This window comes from Citrobacter sp. Cm038 (assembly GCF_030333105.1).
Classification (GTDB): Bacteria; Pseudomonadota; Gammaproteobacteria; order Enterobacterales; family Enterobacteriaceae; genus Citrobacter; species Citrobacter murliniae.
Map to the genome: position 1 here is coordinate 541,421 of NZ_JAOWGO010000016.1, position 19,038 is coordinate 560,458.

Consider the following 19,038-nt stretch of genomic DNA (forward strand, 5'->3'; position numbering starts at 1 on the left):
CCCGGTGGGTGCTTTGTCCGATAATACGAGTTAATTATGTCTATAACCAAGAAAGCTGCGCCCACAGTGATGGTGTTGCTTTTTCTTCTGACCGGAATGCTGGCCTCATGGTTGCAATGGAATAAAGAGGAAGAACTCATCAGGGAACACGCAGTAGGTAATCTGGTAGAAGAAATTAATCGTGTTTTTAATGGCGCACGGACACTGGCAGCACTTGCCAGTACACATATCCACGAAGCCTGTACGGACGAGTTGTTGCGAACACTGAACCGTCTGACGGCATCAGAAGACAGCATCCGCTCACTCAATATTATCGAAAACGGCGAATGGACTTGCTCATCTCTTGAAGGCAGGGAATCGCTGGGAATTCATTCGTCAGGTACAACCACTCACTCTTTGATGATTGAGTTGGTTCATCGTCAAAAGACGGATATGTATATGGTTTATTTCCCTGCAGCGGGGCAAGTGGTTGCGGTTGCGGTCTATAAGGCAGTCATCGATAATATTTTACAAAAATTTTCCCATGATAAAAAAATAGATGCGTTGTTCTTACTGCACCCCGATAGCAAATCTATGACCCGGGTGGCTTCACATAATTATCCTTTCTGGATTGTGGATAAATCCAATCGACAGGTCGGTGATTATTTACAAGATAATCGCTATATCATTATTTTATTTTTGATTCTGTTGATAAAATCATGTGTTCACCTGCGTCATATACAGCGATTGTCATCGATTGAAACGCTTGCACGGGCGATAGATAACGACGAATTTATTCCATATTATCAACCTGTCGTAGAACTCATGTCCGGAAAAATTGTAGGAGCTGAAGTTCTTGCCCGATGGAACCATCCGGAGCGGGGGATTGTTCCACCTAATGAGTTTATTCATGATGCGGAAAAAAATGGGCTGATTAATGCAATGACGCTCAGTTTACTGGAGCGGGTAGAAGTGGATATGCAACAAATAGGTAATCGCAGAGAGACATCGTTTCATATCGGTATTAACATCCCGCCTGAATCCCTGGAGTGCAATAAATTTACAGACGCCTGTATTCGATTTATTCAACGCATGAGTCTGATTGATATCGGTGTGATGCTGGAAATCACTGAAAGGCAGCTGAATCTAATCCAGGAAAATGTACTTAACCGATTGAAAGACGCAGGTGCATCGCTGGCTCTGGATGATTTTGGTACTGGTTATTCAAACCATGCGGCGTTGCAGAGAATTTCTCCTCAATATCTGAAAATAGATAAGATGTTTATTGATTCACTGGGCAGAGGAGGCGTTGAAGAGTCCATCGTCAGCAACATTGTTCATCTCTCTCAACTGGTACAGATTCCTTTGGTTGCTGAAGGTATTGAAAATAAAAAACAACAGGAGAAACTCCAGCAGATGGGGGTTGCTCTTGGGCAAGGGTATCTATTTAGCAAGCCCGTTCCCTTTAATGTTTTTTACGCCAGGTTTGATAATTCCGTGCACAAAAAATAAGAGCACCTGTTATAGATTTGCGCTAACAATTTTTAGGTCTCAATTACTGGTAAAGTGAATTTTTATTATTTGTTGTGGCTGTATAGTTTGGTTTTGGTTGCTATTATGTTGCATGTTATTTTTTATTGGGTGTGTTTTTGTGCTCGCGTAGAGTTTTACACTGCTTTAATGGGATTAGTTTGATTACGAACGAATTAAATTGTGTTTTTTTTGTTTGTGCGGAGTGTTTAACTGCAAAAATAACTTTTACGGCCGTCGCGTTATTTTATAGTAACTTATTATTAGGTATAATGTTTTTTAGGTTCTCTATCTGACTGGAGTTTGTGATTATTTGAATTGAAATTATTTTTTGTAAATTGCAAAAGGAAATCACTAATAATTTTATCCGTTTTTTTAAGTGGATGATTTTCAAATTCGTCCGTTATGATGTTTTAGTGTTCTTTTCCAGCTTGTGAAGCATCACACTGGTAACGTTGATGTATATTTATCTGTATGTCCTGGGGGCTTGGTTTTTTATGTCGTTGGGTGTCGCCAAAAATACAACATGAGTCATTATTTCTGTTAGTGATTTAGAACCCGCATTTATACACAATATATATCACAGAAGGGATATTCATTTGGCTGCTATTAACAGCTGGCTAAATATATCGTAAAAATATGAGTGATTAACGATCGTATATTTCAGTCATTATTACGAATTGATGTCGTCTTCGGTTATTGCCAAATATTTAACCGGGCGATAAACCAAAGCTTCACAAGTGAGCAGCAGGAATACATGAATGAAATTTAAATCTTCAACATTACTGGTAGCATTTAATGATGATAACCAGATTTACAGCCAGGGAATGTTGTCTTTACTGGAAGATATTTTTACCCATGGAATGGGGATTTCATTGTCCCGAATGACTGGGGCGCCTGGCAATTCCTCCATCCGTGTTGCGGATATCTATGTTGATCATTGTGCTGCAGGTGTGCAGGCAATGTGTCGCCCTGAATACAGATTACGTAAGCAGTGCAGCCTGCTGATTGTCATCAGCTCGGCACGCGGAGAGATTTCGCAGAACACAATTCTTCCGTGTCAGCATAACTGTGTGTTTCTGCACAGAACAGATACTCTTGCGGAAATTCGGCGTCAGATAATACTGGCCTGGCATCGCCGGTTTCAGACGAAAGAGGTTAGTTGTCATGCCTGTCGTCCGTTGCTATTAACTAAATCTGAGGAACGAGTTATCGACTATTTAAGCCAGGGAACGTCGTTATCAGAGTTGGTGGACAGGCTGGCTCTAAGTCCGAAGACGGTAAGTTCACAGAAACACAGTCTCATGCGCAAATTTAGCTTGAGCAACAATGTCGAGCTGATGGATTTTATTCTGTGGTGGAAGCGTTATGAGCCAACTCGCAGGCTTAAGGCAACAGTTTCACCTGCAACAGCTATCGCCAGTACTCTGCCTAAAATGGGCATGAATAACCGTCAGTGCATCACGCCTTTTTTTACAGCAAAATCTGACAGGGACGAAAAACCACGCATACGACTGAAAGTGACTGAATAAACCCTGCGAGAATAAGTGGTGTTATACCTCTATTTAAGTTTTTTTGGGGGCATAACACTGATTGTTTTTCTATGCTCTATTAACTGAAAATATTCTGCACCACTCGCGGTATCAGGAAAGGTTGTAAAAATAAAGGAATGGATGATGTCAGTAATGAATCGGGATAGAAAATACGCCCCCAAGACATCCTGTCTGGAATCTCACTATCAACGATTAGTTGCTCGCTGGCAGACGACTGCCGCGGCGGTGACGCTACAGGAAATTGCTGAAGAACTGGGATGCTGCCGTCGCTATACTCGGGTGTTACTCCAGTCGATGATGGCACGTCAGTGGCTATCTTGGACCGGACAGCGTGGCCAGGGAGCCAGGGGGCGTTTACACTGCCGTGTGAAAGATGTCTCTATGCAGGAAAAAGAGAAAATTTTCCTCGAAGTGAGCGCGACGTTAGATTCAGAATATGAAAGTTCTCCCCCAGAGGATGTTAGCAGTAACCGTGTGTGTATTCGTTTCTACCGTCCAATTGATGCCATTGTGCCCTCTGACCATACCGGGAGGGTTGAACGCCATCTGTTGAATATGGTTCATGCCGGACTGACTTCCATCAACGATCAAGGTGTTGCAGTGCCGGACGTGGCGATGGCTGCAAAAAAAAGCCAGAATTTACAGACCTGGCGATTTCCTTTACGACAAGGCCTGACCTGGCACAATGGGGAGCCTGTTCATGCCGACCAGTTGTTACAGTCGTTGCAGATTCACCTTGCTCGTCCTGCATTTTCTCATGTGACTTCCGTCGAGCTGGAAAAAGACCGCGGTATAGATACCCTGATTTTGTCACTGTCCCGACCTGATGCGATGCTGGCATACCGATTGGCCGATCCGGTACACCGGCTTGCTCACCCGCAGTCGGGGGAAACGGGGTTAGGGCCTTTCGCGATCCGGGTGCATAACGATCATCAATTGCAGCTTGAGGCATCTTATTGTTATCACGGTACGAAACCGCGGATACAGACCATCGAGTACAGTATTGAGGCCCGTTTGCCTGGCAGGCAGTGGACCACAGTGGTCCTGCTACACCCGGATGAGGAGCCGGAGGGAGCGACGTTTCAGTATCTCCCGAAAGATGATGCTGGTTTTGTCTACCTTGCATTTAATAATCGCAGTGGGAGTCTGAACCCATCGCAGCAACGTTTTATTCAGGCACTGGCTGGCGTTGCTCTGAGATCGCTTATTGGGCGTGAGAATGTATCACCTGTCAGTGAGCAATGGTCAGTACCTGCATTGTCTGAGAATGCGGAAGTCGTTTTGCTGCCGCCAGCGGTGACGCTCGGCTACTTTTGGGCGCCTGAGACGGAAGCATTGATGAAAAATCTTCAGCGTCAGATGCGTTACTGGGGATGTAAACTGACGATACGCCCCATTGATGCCAATTTGTGGTTCCTGCCTGAAAAATGGGATGACTGCGATATAGGTGTGTCGGATCTGCGCTTTCAAACCCCATGGTGGTTCGCACCAGAAACTCGCTTCTGTCATTCGGTTATGATCCGGCAATTCACGCCACCGACATTTTATAGCAGGCTTAGTCAGCTCCTGATTCGCCTTGGACGGGATGAAGCACGCTATCCTGAGCGTATACGCAGGATAATGGACTTACTGATCAGGACTGGCTGCGTGTCTCCGCTATTCACCCTGAAGTTTGAAGTGCGGGCAAGCAAGGGGATCTGCGACGTAACTGTATTTCCCCAGGGATGGCCAGATTTTAATCGAATTTGGGTGGACGTTAACTGAGTACTTTCGGCGAGGAAATACCTGATACTTCCTCGCAATTTAAAAACGTCATTCAGGACGGGTCAGCATAAATAAAATAGCCCGCTTTATATAAAGCGGGCTTGCGTATTAATGAGCAGATTAGAACTGATAGACTAAACCAACTGCAACGATGTCGTCAGTCGCGATCCCGTTATCGGCGTAGAACTGATCGTCTTCATCCAGCAGGTTGATTTTATAATCAACGTAGGTGGACATATTTTTGTTGAAGTAGTAAGTCGCACCGACGTCGACATATTTCACCAGATCTTTGTCGGTGTACTGAGCGATACCACGGTTATTATAAACGCCCTGACCACCTAAGTCCTTACCTTTAGACAACAGGTAGGAAACGGAAGGGCGCAGACCAAAGTCAAACTGATACTGGGCTGTGATTTCAAAGTTCTGCGTTTTATTCGCGATCCCGTCACTGTTGCCATATGAGGTCATATTGCGAGTTTCAGCATACATTGCCGCCAGGTAAACATCATTCGCATCGTATTTAGTACCAACAGTCCATGCGTCAGCTGTATCGCCGCCCGCAGTAATGCTGGATTTGTCATTGCGGTTGCTTTTTGCAACCTGATCATTTGTACGATCTGAACTGGAATAGGCAGCACCCATGCTTAAACCGAAGTCAAAGTCATAAGAGGCGGACATGCCATAACCATCGCCATTTTGTTTAGCCAGTTTACGACTATTGCCATTACCAGAACCTTCCTGATTTGCGCTGTGCCCTTCATTATTACCCTGATATTGCAGCGCAAAGTTCAGACCATCAACCTGACCAAAGAAGCCATTGTTACGGTAGGTTGCAACGCCGTTGGTACGCCCTGTCATGTAAACATCGGTCTGGGCGTAGGTATCACCACCAAACTCTGGCAGCATATCGGTCCACGCTTCAACGTCGTAGACTACACCGTAATTACGACCATAGTCGAAGGTACCATTCTGACCGAAGCCTAAACCGGCAAAGGCCAGACGAGTCCAGGAATCACCGTGATCGCTTTCGGGGCCGTTGGCCTGAATGTGGTATTCCCACTGACCGTAGCCCGTCATCATATCGTTGATCTGGGTTTCACCTTTAAAGCCAAGACGCGCATAGGTCTGATCACCGTCACTGCCTGCATCATTAGAAAAATAACGCAGACCATCAACTTTGCCGTACACGTCGAGTTTATTGCCATTCTTATTATAGATTTCAGCAGCATTTGCTGCGCCGGCAGCTAATAACGCAGGAAGAAGTAATGCCAAAACTTTTCTTTTCATTATATATTTCCTTTAATAATAATTGATAAGAATATGTAGCTCTATCCAGTAACTACATTTAGATACTATTCTATTAAGTTCGATTGATTTAAAAGATAACATGTAACAAATATATTTTAAATATTTCAATATGTTTCCGTTTGGTTTTTTGATAACTATTTAATATGTGCCTTATTGTTTTATTAAATATTTAAATGTATGTTTTCATGATGTTATGGGTTATATTTTAATCATGGTGATTTTATATATTATGTGCGTAAGGAATGATTTCTTTAATCGCATATTGTTGCCATGTCATATTGTAAACTTGGTTGTATTCATTCTTTGATGCTATGTAGTAATTACTTCTTATAAAGAACACAACTGTATGTGGTCTGTGATGACTTTTATTGTTAAGGTAGTTTTCTTTCTGCTGAGAGCGTTAACGTGGATTTACAATACTGGCAGTCGCAGTTTGAAGCGTGGTTACGCAAAAATCACTTGGGACAAGATGCTGCGCATGACATTTTTCATTTTCGACGCGTGTGGATGACGTCGCAAAAGCTGGGTAATGGCGCAGAGATTGACTGGTTGGTGGTTCTGACAGCCTGCTATTTCCATGATCTTGTCAGCTTGCCGAAAAACCATCCTGACCGTCATCGTTCGTCAGTGTTGGCCGCAGAGGAGACGCGCCGTTTGTTGGTTCAAGACTTTCCTGATTTTCCTGAAGACCATTTACCAGCGGTGAGTCACGCCATTGAAGCGCACAGCTTTAGCGCAAAAATCACGCCTGAGACTATTGAAGCTAAAATTGTCCAGGATGCTGACAGACTTGAAGCTTTAGGGGCCATCGGTTTAGCACGTGTGTTTGCTGTTTCGGGCGCATTGGGCGTAGCATTGTTTGACGCGGAAGATCCTTTTGCCCGACACCGGACCCCAGACGATAAGCAATATGCGCTTGACCATTTTCAGACCAAATTGCTGACGTTACCGATGACGATGCAAACTGAGCAAGGACGGCATCTGGCACAACATAATGCTGACTTTTTGCTGACCTATATGGCGAAATTAAGCGCAGAGCTGAAAGGGGAATATGAAATGCTGGATCTCGCTGCTATTCAACCCTTTACATCAAATCAGTAGACATAACAGTCAAAACGTCAACACCTCTATTTTATGTTAACCTGTCGACCATCCATTTCGGCCGGTTAAACGTATGCAGGAAAAATTTTCAGTAGCAGGCACCATGAACCTGATGACAGATGATACCGGGACCGCCGCGCAGGCGATTTTGGTGAAGTTGCTTGAGATCTACGACGTAAAAACGCTGGTCGCTCATCTTAATGGGATTGGCGAGAATCACTGGAGCCCGGCAATCTTTAAGCGCGTAGTTGCGAATGAGACATGGCATCGCCTTAGCGATAATGAACTTGCTCATCTGAAGACTTTGCTTCCCACGCCGCCCGCGCATCATCCATATTATGCTTTTCGTTTTATCGATCTTTTTGCCGGAATTGGTGGCATTCGCCGAGGTTTTGAAGCAATAGGCGGACAGTGTGTTTTTACCAGCGAGTGGAACAAGCATGCGGTGCGAACTTACAAAGCGAACAACTATTGCGATCCGAATCAACATTACTTTAATGAAGATATTCGCGATATCACGCTCAGTCACCATGAAGGGGTGAGTGACCAACAGGCGGCAGAACATATTCGCCAGCATGTTCCTGAGCATGATGTGCTGCTGGCGGGTTTTCCTTGTCAGCCGTTCTCTCTGGCTGGCGTATCAAAGAAAAATGCGTTAGGTCGTGCTCACGGTTTTGCCTGCGATACACAAGGCACGCTATTTTTTGATGTCGTCCGAATTATTGATGCGCGACGTCCGGCTATATTTGTGCTCGAAAATGTCAAAAACTTGAAGAGTCATGACCAGGGAAAAACGTTTCGTATCATTATGCAGACGCTGGATGAACTGGGTTATGACGTAGCGGATGCGGCGGATAACGGACCGGATGATCCCAAAATCATCGATGGAAAACATTTTTTGCCCCAGCATCGCGAACGTATTGTGCTCGTTGGTTTTCGACGCTGTCTGAATTTGAAAACAGACTTTACGCTGCGCAATATTGTTACCCGCTACCCGCAGCGACGTCTTACGCTGGCGGAACTACTTGAGCCGACGGTTGATGCGAAATATGTACTGACGCCAGTGCTGTGGAAATATCTCTATCGTTATGCGAAAAAGCATCAGGCGCGCGGAAACGGGTTTGGTTACGGCATGGTGTATCCCGACAACCCGGATACCGTGACGCGCACACTATCTGCACGCTATTACAAAGACGGGGCGGAAATCCTGATTGATCGTGGCTGGGACATGGCGCTGGGGGAAAAAGATTTCGACGATCCCAAGAATCAGTTGCACCGTCCACGCAGACTAACGCCCAGAGAGTGCGCGCGTCTGATGGGATTTGAATCACCTCAGGGATATCAGTTCAGAATTCCGGTGTCAGATACCCAGGCCTATCGTCAGTTTGGTAACTCGGTGGTCGTCCCTGCATTCGCAGCGGTTGCCAGACTGCTGGAGCCAAAAATCAAACAGGCCGTTGCGATGCGAGAAAAAGAGAATCTGCATGGCAGACGTTCACGATAAAGCAACACGCAGTAAAAATATGCGGGCAATCGCCACCCGCGATACGGCTATTGAAAAAAGACTGGCCAGCGTGTTGACAGAGCAGGGAGTTACTTTTCGCGTTCAGGATGCTGCGTTACCGGGTCGCCCTGATTTTGTCGTGGATGACTATCAGTGCGTGATTTTCACCCATGGCTGTTTCTGGCATCACCACAACTGTTATTTGTTTAAGACGCCAGCCACCCGAACAGCCTTCTGGCTGGATAAAATAAGCAAGAATGTCGAGCGTGACGGACGGGATCGCGAAAAGCTACAGGCGCAAGGCTGGCGTGTACTGATTGTCTGGGAATGTGCGTTACGGGGACGAAAAAAACTCGCGGATGAGGCACTGTCGGAACGCGTTATTGAGTGGATCTGCGGCGGTGGCTCCACCGCGCAGATTGACACTCTTGGCATTCATTTACTGTAAGGACTTTTCCGATGGAGCCGCGACAGCGTCGGCCCTGGCGGGAAAAAGGTATTTACCCAGTGTCACCAGTATTACCGCGAAAACTATCACGCCCAGAGCCAACCACTCGATGAGCGCCAGGCTTTCACCGCCCAGACCTGTTCCTAGCAACACAGCCACCACAGGATTGACGTAAGCGTAACTGGTCGCCAGGGCTGGGCTAACATTGCGGATAAGGTACATATAAGCGTTGATGGCGATGATAGAGCCAAACAGGGCCAGGTAAGCCACCGCCATAAAGCCGGAAAGTGATGGCATAGTGGTTAATTTTTCTCCGCTGAGAAGCGATGCGCACATCAGCACAATACCCGCAGCTAACATTTCAATCGCACCAGCCATCATGCCGACGGGTAAGGTTATGCGTGAGCCGTATACGGAGCCAAATGCCCAGCTCATCGAGCCGATTAGAATTAACACGGCCCCCCACGGATTGCCACTCAGATTTCCCCCGCTGTTGAGCATGATGATCCCTGCCAGTCCGATAGCAATCCCCACCCATTCCAGTTTGCGCGTTTTGATACCAAAAAAATAACTAAAGCAAAGAGTAAACAGTGGAACCGTGGCGACTACCACGGCAGCGATGCCGGAAGGGACATTTTGGTGTTCTGCGACGGTAACCAGACCATTACCCACTGCCAGCAGCAGAATACCGATCAGCGCGGCATTAAGGAGCGGGCGTAAAGGCGGCAGCTTATGACCGCGAATAAGTAAAAACGCAGTTAATAGAATTCCCGCAGAGAGAAAACGCACGCCAGCCATCATCAACGGCGGCCAGCTTTCAACACCGATACGGATAACGAAGTACGTGGAACCCCAAATGATATACAGCGCGAACAGCGCACTGAAAAGTGGTAACAATTGCCTGAAACGCATAATCCCTCACGGTGGAAATAAAAAGGTGCAACATAGTAAACGTCAAAACTATCTTGCTGGCGAGATTTATAATTGTCCGCTGTTGTTAAATAATTGTTGACCAGAAAGGCCGGTTTCAGCATTACGTGTTTTACTTCATACTTACGACTGCAAAAAAATAATATTGAGGGTAAAAATTTTGGCAGGAAGTAGCTTACTCACTTTACTTGATGATATCGCCACGCTTCTCGACGATATCTCCATGATGGGAAAACTGGCCGCGAAAAAAACAGCGGGAGTGTTGGGGGACGACCTGTCGCTCAATGCGCAGCAAGTGTCGGGGGTACGCGCTAACCGCGAGCTTCCGGTTGTATGGAGCGTGGCAAAAGGATCTTTCGTCAACAAAGTTATCCTCGTGCCGTTGGCGTTGTTGATCAGTGCTTTCATACCCTGGGCTATCACGCCGTTACTTATGATTGGCGGGGCGTTTCTCTGCTTCGAAGGAGTGGAGAAAGTCCTTCATACTCTGGAAGCCCGCAAGCACCAGGAAACCCCTGTGGAACGTCAGCAACGTCTTGCCACCCTTGCGGCGCAGGATCCACTGACCTTTGAGAAAGATAAAATCAAAGGGGCCGTGCGTACCGACTTTATTTTATCTGCTGAGATTGTCGCGATTACTTTAGGTATTGTGGCGGATGCACCTTTGCTGAATCAGGTGCTGGTACTTTCTGGTATCGCCTTAGCGGTGACTATTGGCGTGTACGGCCTGGTTGGCATTATCGTCAAGCTTGATGACATCGGATACTGGCTGGTAGAAAAGACCAGTACCCTCGCACAGTTGACAGGTAAAGGGTTGCTGGTAGTCGCGCCCTGGCTTATGAAAACGTTGTCCGTAGTCGGTACTCTGGCGATGTTTCTGGTGGGTGGCGGAATTGTGGTGCACGGCATTGCGCCGTTACATCATGCGATTGAACATTTTTCGCAGCAGCAAAGCGCATTTATCGCGCTTATGCTTCCGACCCTGCTTAACCTCGTCCTCGGTTTCATCATTGGCGGTATCGTGGTGCTGTTGGTGAAAATGGTGGCAAAATTGCGCGGTGTTTCGCACTAAATGTTCTGTGGTTGGTTACGCAAAACTGCTCTTTGTCGTCTAAGGTGAAAAGGTTTCTCTTGATACAGGGGGCAGGTATGGTCTTTTCTGTCAGTGAGGAAGTTACCGCGAAAGAGGGCGGCCCACGTATGATCGTTACCGGGTATGCCAGCGGTATGGTGGAGTGTCGCTGGTACGACGGCTTTGGCGTCAAGCGGGAGGCGTTCCGCGAAGATGAACTGGTGTCCGGTGAACGAAGACCGCTTAGCCAGGAAATCTGAATATATCGCTCAAACGTAACCCGGTGATATCTCAATCATTAGTTATATTTATCATTTTAGTGAGAATTATTTACTTGTCAGACAAAAAAATTGCAGATAAGGTTGCCAACACATCAGATTTCCTGGTGTAACGAATTTTCAAGTGCTTCTTGCATAAGCAAGCTTGATCCCGACCCGATAAGGGCCGGGATTTTTTTCGCCCATAGTCAGCGATTGATCTCAGACACGCTGAAATCATGGATATCAAGCTCGAACGCTTCAGCCAGTTCATGCCATGTGTGGTAATCACGACCGTCAACGCTAACGCGTTCCGGGTCATCGTGGCTTCGGTGAATTTCGCTCTCGCAGATTTCGTTGATTGCCTTCAGCAAAGCGTCCACATCGACGCCGACTTCGCGTTTGGCCGTATCGCTGTACTCTTTCGCGGTTTTCATCCTCATACCTCTCAACCGTTACGGATATCGGGCGCGCGCCGCAAAACTTCTGATGCACGCTACTTAAGTATAGACCGTCGAGAAAACCCGCAATCACACGCGCCAGGCGCTGCCAGAAAAAGGAATTTGTTCTACACTGGCACAAAGCCACAGGAGGAAAACTATGAAGGTGAATGATCGGGTTACAGTCAAAACGGACGGCGGACCTCGTCGACCGGGCGTGGTACTGGCAATCGAAGAGTTTAGTGAAGGCACAATGTACCTGGTTTCGCTGGAAGACTACCCGCTCGGTATCTGGTTCTTTAATGAGTCAGGACATCAGGATGGTATCTTTGTGGAAAAACTGGAGTGATGTAAGTCTTTCGGGTTTATTCTGACTGGTGGAAGACCCACCAGTCAGAACGTTTTACCGCATATTCACAAAGATCCCGTTGGTGACGTTATCGGTGAGTCGAACGACGTGATAGATAACCTGCTTATTATGCGTCTTAATCTTCCTTTTTATATTCCCCTTATGGGATGACACCGTCTTTGCCTTGATATTCATTTGATCAGAAATCTGAATTGTTCCCTGACCCGCCATCCACATACGTAGCATACTGGATTCGGTGCGACTTAATGATAATGTCGGCAGTTTTACATCAACGACAATATCGACTTCCTTTTTCAGAATATCGCCAAGAAGTTCATCCAGTGAATTGGGCTTAATCGATTTAGAACTAATCAATAAATTTTTTCTTACTAAGAGATACTCATCAAAATGTACGTTGGCAATTGCCATAAACACAATAAATAATGTACTGGGATGTTGATTAATGATTTGCTTTATTTGCTGACTGTTATCTGGATCGTGGATGAAACAGTCCTCATTAATAAACACCACAGCAGGGTGCAGTGATTCGCAGGCGATGCGGAGTTCGTCAACGGTTGAAATATCGTTGATTTCCCTTTTCCTCACCCCCCGACTTACCAGATACCCGGTCAACCCTAACCGGGTGTAACTGCATAGATCCATAATAATCGTTGACATGGCATACCCTCACTCAATGCGTAACGATAATTCCCCTTACCTGATTATTGCATCACAACTAAACGGAATAATAACTACCCAAGATGACGCTTTCGCTGTTTTTCAGGCGAAATTACTATCCCGTAAAGTTGAGTATAATTTGCCAGGAAACATCTTAAAGTAAAGTAAATGTTGCGATATGTGAGTGAGGCTAAAACAAATAAACCGCGACAGATATATCCTGGTGGATGTTGTTGGTTTATAAATTTAGGACAATCCTTAGTAAAACAGGATAAAAGTTATGGACTATTATTTACAGGCATTTCGCTGACGATATCGGCCAACAAATTAAAAATTTCACTGAATAATCGCTCACAAAACGGTGCAATTAATGGCATCAGGGCGGCCATTAATGAAATACCCACGGTCAGGGTCAGCGGAAAGCCAATCACAAATACCGACAACTGTGGCGCCATACGATTTAGTAATCCGAGTGCGAGGTTGAGGGTAAGCAACAAGGTCATTACCGGCAGGGCAAGCATCAGTCCGTTGAGGAAGATTAAGCTGCCTGCGCGGGCGAGGGCGAGAAACGCATTACTGTTAACCGGATTGCCCCCTATGGGCAGGGTATGAAAGGTATCTACCAGCAGTGAGATCAGCCATAAGTGACCGTTAAAGGTCAAAAACAGCAACATTGCGAGCATATCCATCAGTCTTGCCAGCACAGGCATATTCAGACGACTTCCTGGGTCGAAGAAGGTGGCGAAGGAAAGGCCCATTTGCAGGCCGATTAATTCACCGGCTGTACGAACCGCGGCAAATGCAAACTGCATAGTGAATCCTAACGCGATACCGATCAGGATTTGCTGCATCGCCAGCCATAACGCCCCGGCGGAAAAAATGGGGACGTCAATCGAGGGAAGTGACGGGGCGATAACAATGGTTATCATCAGTCCCAACCCCAGTTTCACCCGTTTGGGTATCGCACGCTCACTGAGAATTGGTGCTGTAGAAATGAGCGCCAGCACGCGCAGCAGTGGCCAGAAGTAAAGATTCAGCCAGTGGAGCCACTCAACGCTGGTCACCTGCAGCATAGTGTTGTCTACCCGATGATATAGGGGATATTGCCGAACAACGTACGTACGTAGTCGAGCAACAGGTTAAGCATCCACGGGCCGGCAACGATGATGGCAATAAAGACGGCGACGATTTTGGGAATGAAGGACAGCGTCATTTCGTTAATCTGGGTTGCTGCTTGCAGAATACTGATGATAAGCCCCGTGACGAGAGCCACCAGCAGCAAAGGTGCGGCGAGGGCAAGGGCAACTTTCATTGCCTCTGTGCCCATCATCATGACCGATTCAGGAGTCATTTCGCGCCTCTAACTGTAAAAGCTTTGTGCAAGCGAGCCGACAAGCAACTGCCAGCCATCAACCAGCACAAACAACATCAGCTTAAATGGCAGCGCAATGGTGGCAGGTGGCACCATCATCATCCCGAGCGCCATCAGTACGCTGGCGATAACCAGATCGATGATCAGGAAGGGAATGAAAATAGTAAAACCTATCTGAAATGCTGTTTTCAGTTCACTGGTGACGTAAGCGGGAAGCAAAATACGCATGGAAACCGCTTCCGGTCCCTGTAACGGTCCGCTGTTTGCCAGGCGCGCAAATAACGCCAGGTCAGCTTCACGGGTCTGGCGTAGCATAAATTCACGCAACGGCTGAGCACCTTTCTCCATTGCTTCCTGCATGGAGATCTTCTCTTCGCTGAACGGTTGATACGCGTCAACGTAGATTTTGTCGATCACCGGAGACATGATGAAAAAAGTCAGAAACAGCGCCAGTCCGAGCAGAACCTGGTTGGGTGGGGCGGACGGTGTTCCCAGCGCGTTACGCAAAAGACCGAATACGATGATGATGCGGGTGAAGCTGGTCATCATCAGTAAAATAGCGGGCAGGAACGTCAGGGAGGTGATAAACACCAGCGTTTGTACAGGCAAAGACCAGCTCTGACCTCCGCCGGGCAACGGTTGGCTGACAAGGCCAGGAAGCTGGGCGAAGGCGGCAGGGCTGATCAACCACAAGCCTACCAGCGTGAGGGAAAACAAACGGCGCATCAGGATCTCCCGGGACGCTTGAGCAAACTCTTCATCATGGCCTGGAAATCCGCAGGGGAGGCCGGTTTTTCTTCTGCAATAATGGGCGCAGGGGGGAGGGTGTGCAGTACGTTTATCTGTGATGCAGTGACGCCCAGCACCAGGCGCGCATCCTCGACCTCAACAATGACCACGCGCTCGCGCGGACCTAATGAAGTGCTGGCCGAGACTTTTAGCCCTCGCGTACCGGTCCCTTTCGGTGCAAATCCCAGACGTTTAATGACCCAGGCTGCCGCCAGGATCAACACGATGATCCCGAGCAGCGCGCCACTTACCTGTACCAACGGAGATCCGGATACAGCGGCTGGCTGAGAAACAGTGGCCTGGGTATTCATCATTAACGACTCAGACGGCGCATACGTTCAGACGGCGTAATAATATCGGTGATACGTACACCGTATTTATCCGCGACAACGACGACTTCGCCCTGGGCAATTAGATAACCGTTGATCAGAATATCCAGCGGTTCCCCCGCCAGGCCGTCCAGTGCAACGACGGAACCCTGCGTCAGACGCAGCAGCTCTTTAATGGTCATGCGCGTGCGCCCCAGTTCGACGGTCAGTTTGACCGGAATATCCATGATCAGATCGATATCCTGCAGAGCACCGCTGACGTCGCCACCGCCTAGCTGCTGAAATACTGCATCGGCCGCACTTTTAGTTGTGGTTGTTTTTTGCTCGTTTAACGCGTCAGCCCACAGATCGTCCAATGCGCCAGTGTTCTCATCGGACGGATTATTCATATCACTCATTTGGGCTGTTCCTCATTCAGCGAATTCAAAATCGGGTTTATCAAATGTTCTACGCGTAACGCATACTGACCGTTTACGGTGCCATATTGGCTGGTCAGCACAGGCACGCCGTCCACATGAGCAATAATGCGGTCGGGTTTTTCAATCGGCAGTACATCGCCGGGTTTCAGCTTTAAAATCTGGGATAGCCGCAGCGGAATGTCGGCAAAGTTTGCCACCAGCTCCAGCTCAGAATGCTGAACCTGACGCACCAGATTATTGCGCCAGTTCTGATCTTCATTACGCGAGTTTTCCAGCGGCGGGTTAACCAGTAGTTCGCGTAAAGGTTCAATCATGCTGAATGGCAGACAGATGTTAAATTCACCGGTCAGGTTGCCAATCTCAACATGGAAGGGCGTATTCACGACGATGTCATTGGGTGATGTGGTGATATTGGTAAACTTCACCTGCATCTCGGAACGAACGTACTCCACTTCCAACGGGTTGATCGCTTTCCATGCGTCGCTGTAGCTTTCCAGCGCCAGCTTCAGCATGCGATTGATCACGCGCTGTTCAGTATGGGTAAACTCGCGCCCTTCCACTTTTGTCGGGAAACGGCCATCACCGCCGAACAGGTTATCGACGGCGATAAACACCAGACTTGGCGAGAACACCACCAGACCCGTACCGCGTAGTGGTTTCAGGTGGATTAAGTTCAGGTTGGTCGGAACCGGTAAGTTACGCGCAAACTCGTGATATGGCTGGATACGGATCGCACCCACGGTAATATCCGGGCTACGGCGTAGCAGGTTAAATAACCCCATCCGGAACTGGCGCGCAAAACGTTCGTTAATAATCTCCAGCGCTTGCAAACGCTCACGTACTACGCGGCGTTGCGTATTGGGATCATACGGACGAATATTGCTTTCGTTTGCAATACCGGAAATGGGTTCGTCTTTAGTTTCGCTATCGCCGTTAAGCAATGCGTCAATTTCAGCCTGAGAAAGAATACTGTCGCCCATGTCTTTACCGCAGAATAAAAGCTGTATAAAGAACGTCGGTGACAACCTGTTTTGGTTGCCCGACAACGAGCGGAGTCGCGAGTGTCTCTTTGATGGCGGCAATCAGTTGTTGCTTGCCTTCCTCAGTGGAGAGCGTGGCGGCATTTTGACGAGAAAACAGCAGCAGTAAACGGCTGCGTACTTCTGGTAGATATTCGTTAAGACGCGCGCGCGTAGCTTCGTCTTTCATGCGTAGCGTAACGCCGATATACAATACGCGATCCGCATCGCCCAGATTGACGGTAAACGTATCCAGTGCAAAAAAGACCGGGGCCGGCGGTGGGGCTGGTTCCGCTTTGACGCTGGCGGACGGCTGCTGCTGCATGCGCCAGTAGCTATATCCCGCAGTTGCGCAGGCGGCGAGGGTAATTAACACCAGCAGAGGGATCCAAATAGCGCGTTTACTCTTTTTGTTAATCGCGGAGTCAGTCATCAGATACGGGCTTCCTGTTTCGGTACAGCTTATGGGCTGATTATCCCGTGTCCTGTCCACGACAAAGCGTGGAAAAGACGCGGATAATCATGCTACCTCTGGCGTTAGGCGAAGATGTCTACTGCGCCATCACCGCGCGCAATGGCTTGCAACGAGGCCGGTGCTGCCATCATTGCTTCATCTTCGGAGGCAAAAAGATCTTGCCCGTGGGCGCGACCAGTCTGTTGCTGCTGGGCAGATGACTGCTGTTGACCGGCAAAACTTTCGCTGCTGATGCTACTTTGCCCCAACTGGATCCCGCTTTCAGCCAACTGAGTGCGCAGCATCGGTAATGCCGCTTCCAGTGCCGCTCGAACATGGCTATGCGGCGACATCATTTGCAACTGCGCCATGTTGTCATCGAGCTTGAGAGAAATTTGTACCTGACCCAAATCCTGCGGATGCAGACGCAGTTCGGCGCTTTGCTGGCCCTGACGAGTGAACAACGTAACGTGCTGGCTCAGCGATTGCTGCCATTCGTGGCTACCCAATGGCGCGCTCAATACCGGTGCGGCTGTGGGCAGTGGCTGCGCGTGTGTTTGGCTGCCAACCGGCGGTGCTATTGCTACACTCGCGGTCGTTGGCGAGGGGGCGCTCTCGATCTCAGTTCTGGCAGCAGCGGCAGCCGCCATCGGTGTTAATGTCGGATTACTGGCCTGATCAACGCCACTGGTGTGTACTGCGGTATCCGTTTTACCTTTTTTCATGTCACCTGCTGCGAGCGCCGCGGTATTATCCCCATTAGCACCGTGCGCATTGCCGCGTAACAGGGTGGTCAGGGCGGTATCGGCCGGTGCAGTCGGTGTGTCAGCGGCTGGCGTAACGGCTGGTTGACCTGGCAGCATGGCGAACAGCGCACTCAGCTTGGCGAGATCTTCATCGCTCAGCGTTGTCGTTTTTTCGTCCTGTTGGGCGGCCTTGCTCAACGTTGACAGGGCATTGACTTTCAGCGACGGGGTAAGTGCTGACAGCAGTTGCTGTGCGTCAGTCAAATCGCCCAGCGTGGCATCTGTCTGCACCTCTTTTTGTGCCAGGAGGTCGGCTAGCTTTGCTGTTTGCGTGGTGTCGCCATTTTTTTGCAGCAATCCCTTTTGCAGTTTGCTTCCTGCCGCCTGTAAATCCGCAAAGGACAGTGGCGCATCTTTACCCTGCGCGTCGCCCGCGCCTAGTGCGCCAGCCAGCAGAGCTAAAAAATTCTCGGGTGAATCTACCGCTTTTCCTGACTGAAGACCTGCGGCTACGTCGGTGTCGGTGGTGATCAGTTGGGGCAAAGTAATCATTCGGGTTTCCTCATAGCTGCACGCTGAGCAAATTCATCCATTTTCTTCTGATCCAGTCGGTTTTCAGCCAGTAAGGCCGCCGTGGTCTGTCTGTCCTGCAGAGTCTGCCATGCCTGAAGCCGTTGCTTTTTATCGCGCCAGCTGTTGAGCGCCTGGTCAACTTTCTGCGTCCACTGATTAAGCTGTTGGCGATGCTGTTCAATCGCTTTTTCCAGCGTTTGAATAAATTGCTGGTAGTTAATCCAGCGGTTACTGGTAATACCCTGACCCATATCGCTATTAAGATTGGTACGGTACTCATGCTGATAATCGATCAGCATCTTCAACTGTTCTTCCGCCTGCTGACATCCACGACGCATTTCTCCCAAAAGAATCGCGGCGTCATCTACCTCTTTTTCAGCCAGGTCTTTCAGCGTTGCCAGCGCACCATGTTGTGCCATGACCT

The 19,038-nt window shown here is 48.3% G+C and carries 22 protein-coding genes; 9 read left to right on the top strand and 13 right to left on the bottom strand.

Annotated elements, in window-relative coordinates; all coding sequences use genetic code 11:
* The first annotated feature begins 36 nt into the window (after positions 1 to 36).
* The 3 genes from OGY01_RS04780 (at position 37) to OGY01_RS04790 (ending at position 4,826) form a co-directional block, all read left to right on the top strand.
* Entirely contained in the window at positions 37 to 1,491 is a 1,455-nt protein-coding gene (locus tag OGY01_RS04780; RefSeq protein WP_286492536.1) for an EAL domain-containing protein, read from the top strand.
* A gap of 779 nt (positions 1,492 to 2,270) precedes the next feature.
* On the top strand, positions 2,271 to 3,041 hold the full coding sequence (locus OGY01_RS04785; RefSeq protein WP_048221214.1) for a response regulator transcription factor: 771 nt from the start codon (positions 2,271 to 2,273) through the stop codon (positions 3,039 to 3,041).
* A gap of 153 nt (positions 3,042 to 3,194) precedes the next feature.
* Entirely contained in the window at positions 3,195 to 4,826 is a 1,632-nt protein-coding gene (locus OGY01_RS04790; protein WP_225761106.1) for an SgrR family transcriptional regulator, read from the top strand.
* 120 nt (positions 4,827 to 4,946) lie between these two features.
* On the opposite strand, the gene ompC is transcribed toward OGY01_RS04790, so the two are convergent.
* A complete protein-coding gene (ompC, locus tag OGY01_RS04795; protein WP_286492537.1) occupies positions 4,947 to 6,113 on the bottom strand; it encodes a porin OmpC in 1,167 nt (388 codons plus the stop codon).
* Positions 6,114 to 6,539: 426 nt separating this feature from the next.
* Here ompC and OGY01_RS04800 point away from each other — a divergent pair, with 426 nt between their 5' ends.
* The 3 genes from OGY01_RS04800 to OGY01_RS04810 all read left to right on the top strand — a co-directional run bounded on the left by OGY01_RS04800 (position 6,540) and on the right by OGY01_RS04810 (position 9,187).
* Positions 6,540 to 7,235 carry a phosphohydrolase gene (locus OGY01_RS04800; RefSeq protein ID WP_225761105.1) on the top strand — a complete coding sequence of 232 codons (696 nt, stop codon included), beginning with the start codon at positions 6,540 to 6,542 and terminating at the stop codon, positions 7,233 to 7,235.
* A 73-nt stretch (positions 7,236 to 7,308) separates the two neighbouring features.
* Positions 7,309 to 8,739 carry a DNA cytosine methyltransferase gene (locus tag OGY01_RS04805; protein WP_284096957.1) on the top strand — a complete coding sequence of 477 codons (1,431 nt, stop codon included), beginning with the start codon at positions 7,309 to 7,311 and terminating at the stop codon, positions 8,737 to 8,739.
* A complete protein-coding gene (locus OGY01_RS04810; RefSeq protein WP_045444365.1) occupies positions 8,720 to 9,187 on the top strand; it encodes a very short patch repair endonuclease in 468 nt (155 codons plus the stop codon). The genes OGY01_RS04805 and OGY01_RS04810 overlap by 20 nt, the downstream gene beginning before the upstream one ends.
* Here OGY01_RS04810 and yedA read toward each other — a convergent pair.
* The gene (gene yedA, locus OGY01_RS04815) at positions 9,179 to 10,099 is read right to left on the bottom strand and encodes a drug/metabolite exporter YedA (RefSeq protein ID WP_284096955.1); all 921 of its coding nucleotides are present in this window, start codon (positions 10,097 to 10,099) and stop codon (positions 9,179 to 9,181) included. The genes OGY01_RS04810 and yedA overlap by 9 nt on opposite strands.
* A 178-nt stretch (positions 10,100 to 10,277) precedes the next feature.
* On the opposite strand from yedA, the gene OGY01_RS04820 reads away from it, so the two are divergent.
* Positions 10,278 to 11,189, top strand: coding sequence for a DUF808 domain-containing protein (locus tag OGY01_RS04820; protein WP_200012797.1), 912 nt, complete (start codon positions 10,278 to 10,280; stop codon positions 11,187 to 11,189).
* Positions 11,190 to 11,266: 77 nt separating this feature from the next.
* Positions 11,267 to 11,449 (top strand): YodC family protein, encoded by a 183-nt coding sequence (locus OGY01_RS04825; protein WP_045444360.1) that lies wholly within the window; start codon positions 11,267 to 11,269, stop codon positions 11,447 to 11,449.
* A gap of 206 nt (positions 11,450 to 11,655) precedes the next feature.
* Here the strand turns inward: OGY01_RS04825 and yodD are convergent, their stop codons facing one another.
* Positions 11,656 to 11,883 (bottom strand): YodD family peroxide/acid resistance protein, encoded by a 228-nt coding sequence (gene yodD, locus OGY01_RS04830; protein WP_045444359.1) that lies wholly within the window; start codon positions 11,881 to 11,883, stop codon positions 11,656 to 11,658.
* Between the two features lie 163 nt (positions 11,884 to 12,046).
* On the opposite strand from yodD, the gene dsrB reads away from it, so the two are divergent.
* Entirely contained in the window at positions 12,047 to 12,235 is a 189-nt protein-coding gene (dsrB, locus tag OGY01_RS04835) for a protein DsrB (protein WP_045444358.1), read from the top strand.
* 54 nt (positions 12,236 to 12,289) lie between these two features.
* Here dsrB and rcsA read toward each other — a convergent pair whose 3' ends face one another.
* The 10 genes from rcsA to fliJ all read right to left on the bottom strand — a co-directional run bounded on the left by rcsA (position 12,290) and on the right by fliJ (position 19,033).
* The gene (rcsA, locus tag OGY01_RS04840; RefSeq protein WP_286492539.1) at positions 12,290 to 12,913 is read right to left on the bottom strand and encodes a transcriptional regulator RcsA; all 624 of its coding nucleotides are present in this window, start codon (positions 12,911 to 12,913) and stop codon (positions 12,290 to 12,292) included.
* Between the two features lie 278 nt (positions 12,914 to 13,191).
* A complete protein-coding gene (fliR, locus tag OGY01_RS04845; RefSeq protein ID WP_045444352.1) occupies positions 13,192 to 13,986 on the bottom strand; it encodes a flagellar biosynthetic protein FliR in 795 nt (264 codons plus the stop codon).
* A gap of 8 nt (positions 13,987 to 13,994) precedes the next feature.
* A complete protein-coding gene (gene fliQ, locus OGY01_RS04850; protein WP_045444349.1) occupies positions 13,995 to 14,264 on the bottom strand; it encodes a flagellar biosynthesis protein FliQ in 270 nt (89 codons plus the stop codon).
* Positions 14,265 to 14,273: 9 nt separating this feature from the next.
* A complete protein-coding gene (fliP, locus tag OGY01_RS04855) occupies positions 14,274 to 15,011 on the bottom strand; it encodes a flagellar type III secretion system pore protein FliP (protein ID WP_045444346.1) in 738 nt (245 codons plus the stop codon).
* Positions 15,011 to 15,388: a flagellar biosynthetic protein FliO gene (gene fliO, locus OGY01_RS04860; protein WP_136345466.1), complete on the bottom strand. Its 378-nt coding sequence runs from the start codon at positions 15,386 to 15,388 to the stop codon at positions 15,011 to 15,013. The genes fliP and fliO overlap by 1 nt, the downstream gene beginning before the upstream one ends.
* A complete protein-coding gene (gene fliN, locus OGY01_RS04865) occupies positions 15,388 to 15,801 on the bottom strand; it encodes a flagellar motor switch protein FliN (protein ID WP_005127761.1) in 414 nt (137 codons plus the stop codon). Before fliN ends, fliO begins: the two co-directional genes overlap by 1 nt.
* Positions 15,798 to 16,802 (bottom strand): flagellar motor switch protein FliM, encoded by a 1,005-nt coding sequence (gene fliM, locus OGY01_RS04870; protein WP_045444342.1) that lies wholly within the window; start codon positions 16,800 to 16,802, stop codon positions 15,798 to 15,800. The genes fliN and fliM overlap by 4 nt, the downstream gene beginning before the upstream one ends.
* 4 nt (positions 16,803 to 16,806) lie before the next feature.
* Positions 16,807 to 17,274 (bottom strand): flagellar basal body-associated protein FliL, encoded by a 468-nt coding sequence (gene fliL, locus OGY01_RS04875; RefSeq protein WP_045444339.1) that lies wholly within the window; start codon positions 17,272 to 17,274, stop codon positions 16,807 to 16,809.
* Positions 17,275 to 17,378: 104 nt separating this feature from the next.
* A complete protein-coding gene (fliK, locus tag OGY01_RS04880) occupies positions 17,379 to 18,593 on the bottom strand; it encodes a flagellar hook length control protein FliK (RefSeq protein WP_286492540.1) in 1,215 nt (404 codons plus the stop codon).
* Positions 18,590 to 19,033 (bottom strand): flagellar export protein FliJ, encoded by a 444-nt coding sequence (fliJ, locus tag OGY01_RS04885; protein WP_045444334.1) that lies wholly within the window; start codon positions 19,031 to 19,033, stop codon positions 18,590 to 18,592. The genes fliK and fliJ overlap by 4 nt, the downstream gene beginning before the upstream one ends.
* Positions 19,034 to 19,038 lie beyond the last annotated feature (5 nt).

Bases quoted from the DNA above. Each gene is read 5' to 3' on its own strand.
- fliM (WP_045444342.1), bottom strand. From the start codon at position 16,802: ATGGGCGACAGTATTCTTTCTCAGGCTGAAATTGACGCATTGCTTAAC.
- OGY01_RS04790 (WP_225761106.1), top strand. From the start codon at position 3,195: ATGAATCGGGATAGAAAATACGCCCCCAAGACATCCTGTCTGGAATCT.
- yodD (WP_045444359.1), bottom strand. From the start codon at position 11,883: ATGAAAACCGCGAAAGAGTACAGCGATACGGCCAAACGCGAAGTCGGC.
- OGY01_RS04825 (WP_045444360.1), top strand. From the start codon at position 11,267: ATGGTCTTTTCTGTCAGTGAGGAAGTTACCGCGAAAGAGGGCGGCCCA.
- fliN (WP_005127761.1), bottom strand. From the start codon at position 15,801: ATGAGTGATATGAATAATCCGTCCGATGAGAACACTGGCGCATTGGAC.
- fliK (WP_286492540.1), bottom strand. From the start codon at position 18,593: ATGATTACTTTGCCCCAACTGATCACCACCGACACCGACGTAGCCGCA.
- fliL (WP_045444339.1), bottom strand. From the start codon at position 17,274: ATGACTGACTCCGCGATTAACAAAAAGAGTAAACGCGCTATTTGGATC.
- yedA (WP_284096955.1), bottom strand. From the start codon at position 10,099: ATGCGTTTCAGGCAATTGTTACCACTTTTCAGTGCGCTGTTCGCGCTG.
- fliR (WP_045444352.1), bottom strand. From the start codon at position 13,986: ATGCTGCAGGTGACCAGCGTTGAGTGGCTCCACTGGCTGAATCTTTAC.
- OGY01_RS04780 (WP_286492536.1), top strand. From the start codon at position 37: ATGTCTATAACCAAGAAAGCTGCGCCCACAGTGATGGTGTTGCTTTTT.
- rcsA (WP_286492539.1), bottom strand. From the start codon at position 12,913: ATGTCAACGATTATTATGGATCTATGCAGTTACACCCGGTTAGGGTTG.
- OGY01_RS04810 (WP_045444365.1), top strand. From the start codon at position 8,720: ATGGCAGACGTTCACGATAAAGCAACACGCAGTAAAAATATGCGGGCA.
- ompC (WP_286492537.1), bottom strand. From the start codon at position 6,113: ATGAAAAGAAAAGTTTTGGCATTACTTCTTCCTGCGTTATTAGCTGCC.
- dsrB (WP_045444358.1), top strand. From the start codon at position 12,047: ATGAAGGTGAATGATCGGGTTACAGTCAAAACGGACGGCGGACCTCGT.
- fliJ (WP_045444334.1), bottom strand. From the start codon at position 19,033: ATGGCACAACATGGTGCGCTGGCAACGCTGAAAGACCTGGCTGAAAAA.
- fliP (WP_045444346.1), bottom strand. From the start codon at position 15,011: ATGCGCCGTTTGTTTTCCCTCACGCTGGTAGGCTTGTGGTTGATCAGC.
- OGY01_RS04785 (WP_048221214.1), top strand. From the start codon at position 2,271: ATGAAATTTAAATCTTCAACATTACTGGTAGCATTTAATGATGATAAC.
- fliO (WP_136345466.1), bottom strand. From the start codon at position 15,388: ATGATGAATACCCAGGCCACTGTTTCTCAGCCAGCCGCTGTATCCGGA.
- fliQ (WP_045444349.1), bottom strand. From the start codon at position 14,264: ATGACTCCTGAATCGGTCATGATGATGGGCACAGAGGCAATGAAAGTT.
- OGY01_RS04805 (WP_284096957.1), top strand. From the start codon at position 7,309: ATGCAGGAAAAATTTTCAGTAGCAGGCACCATGAACCTGATGACAGAT.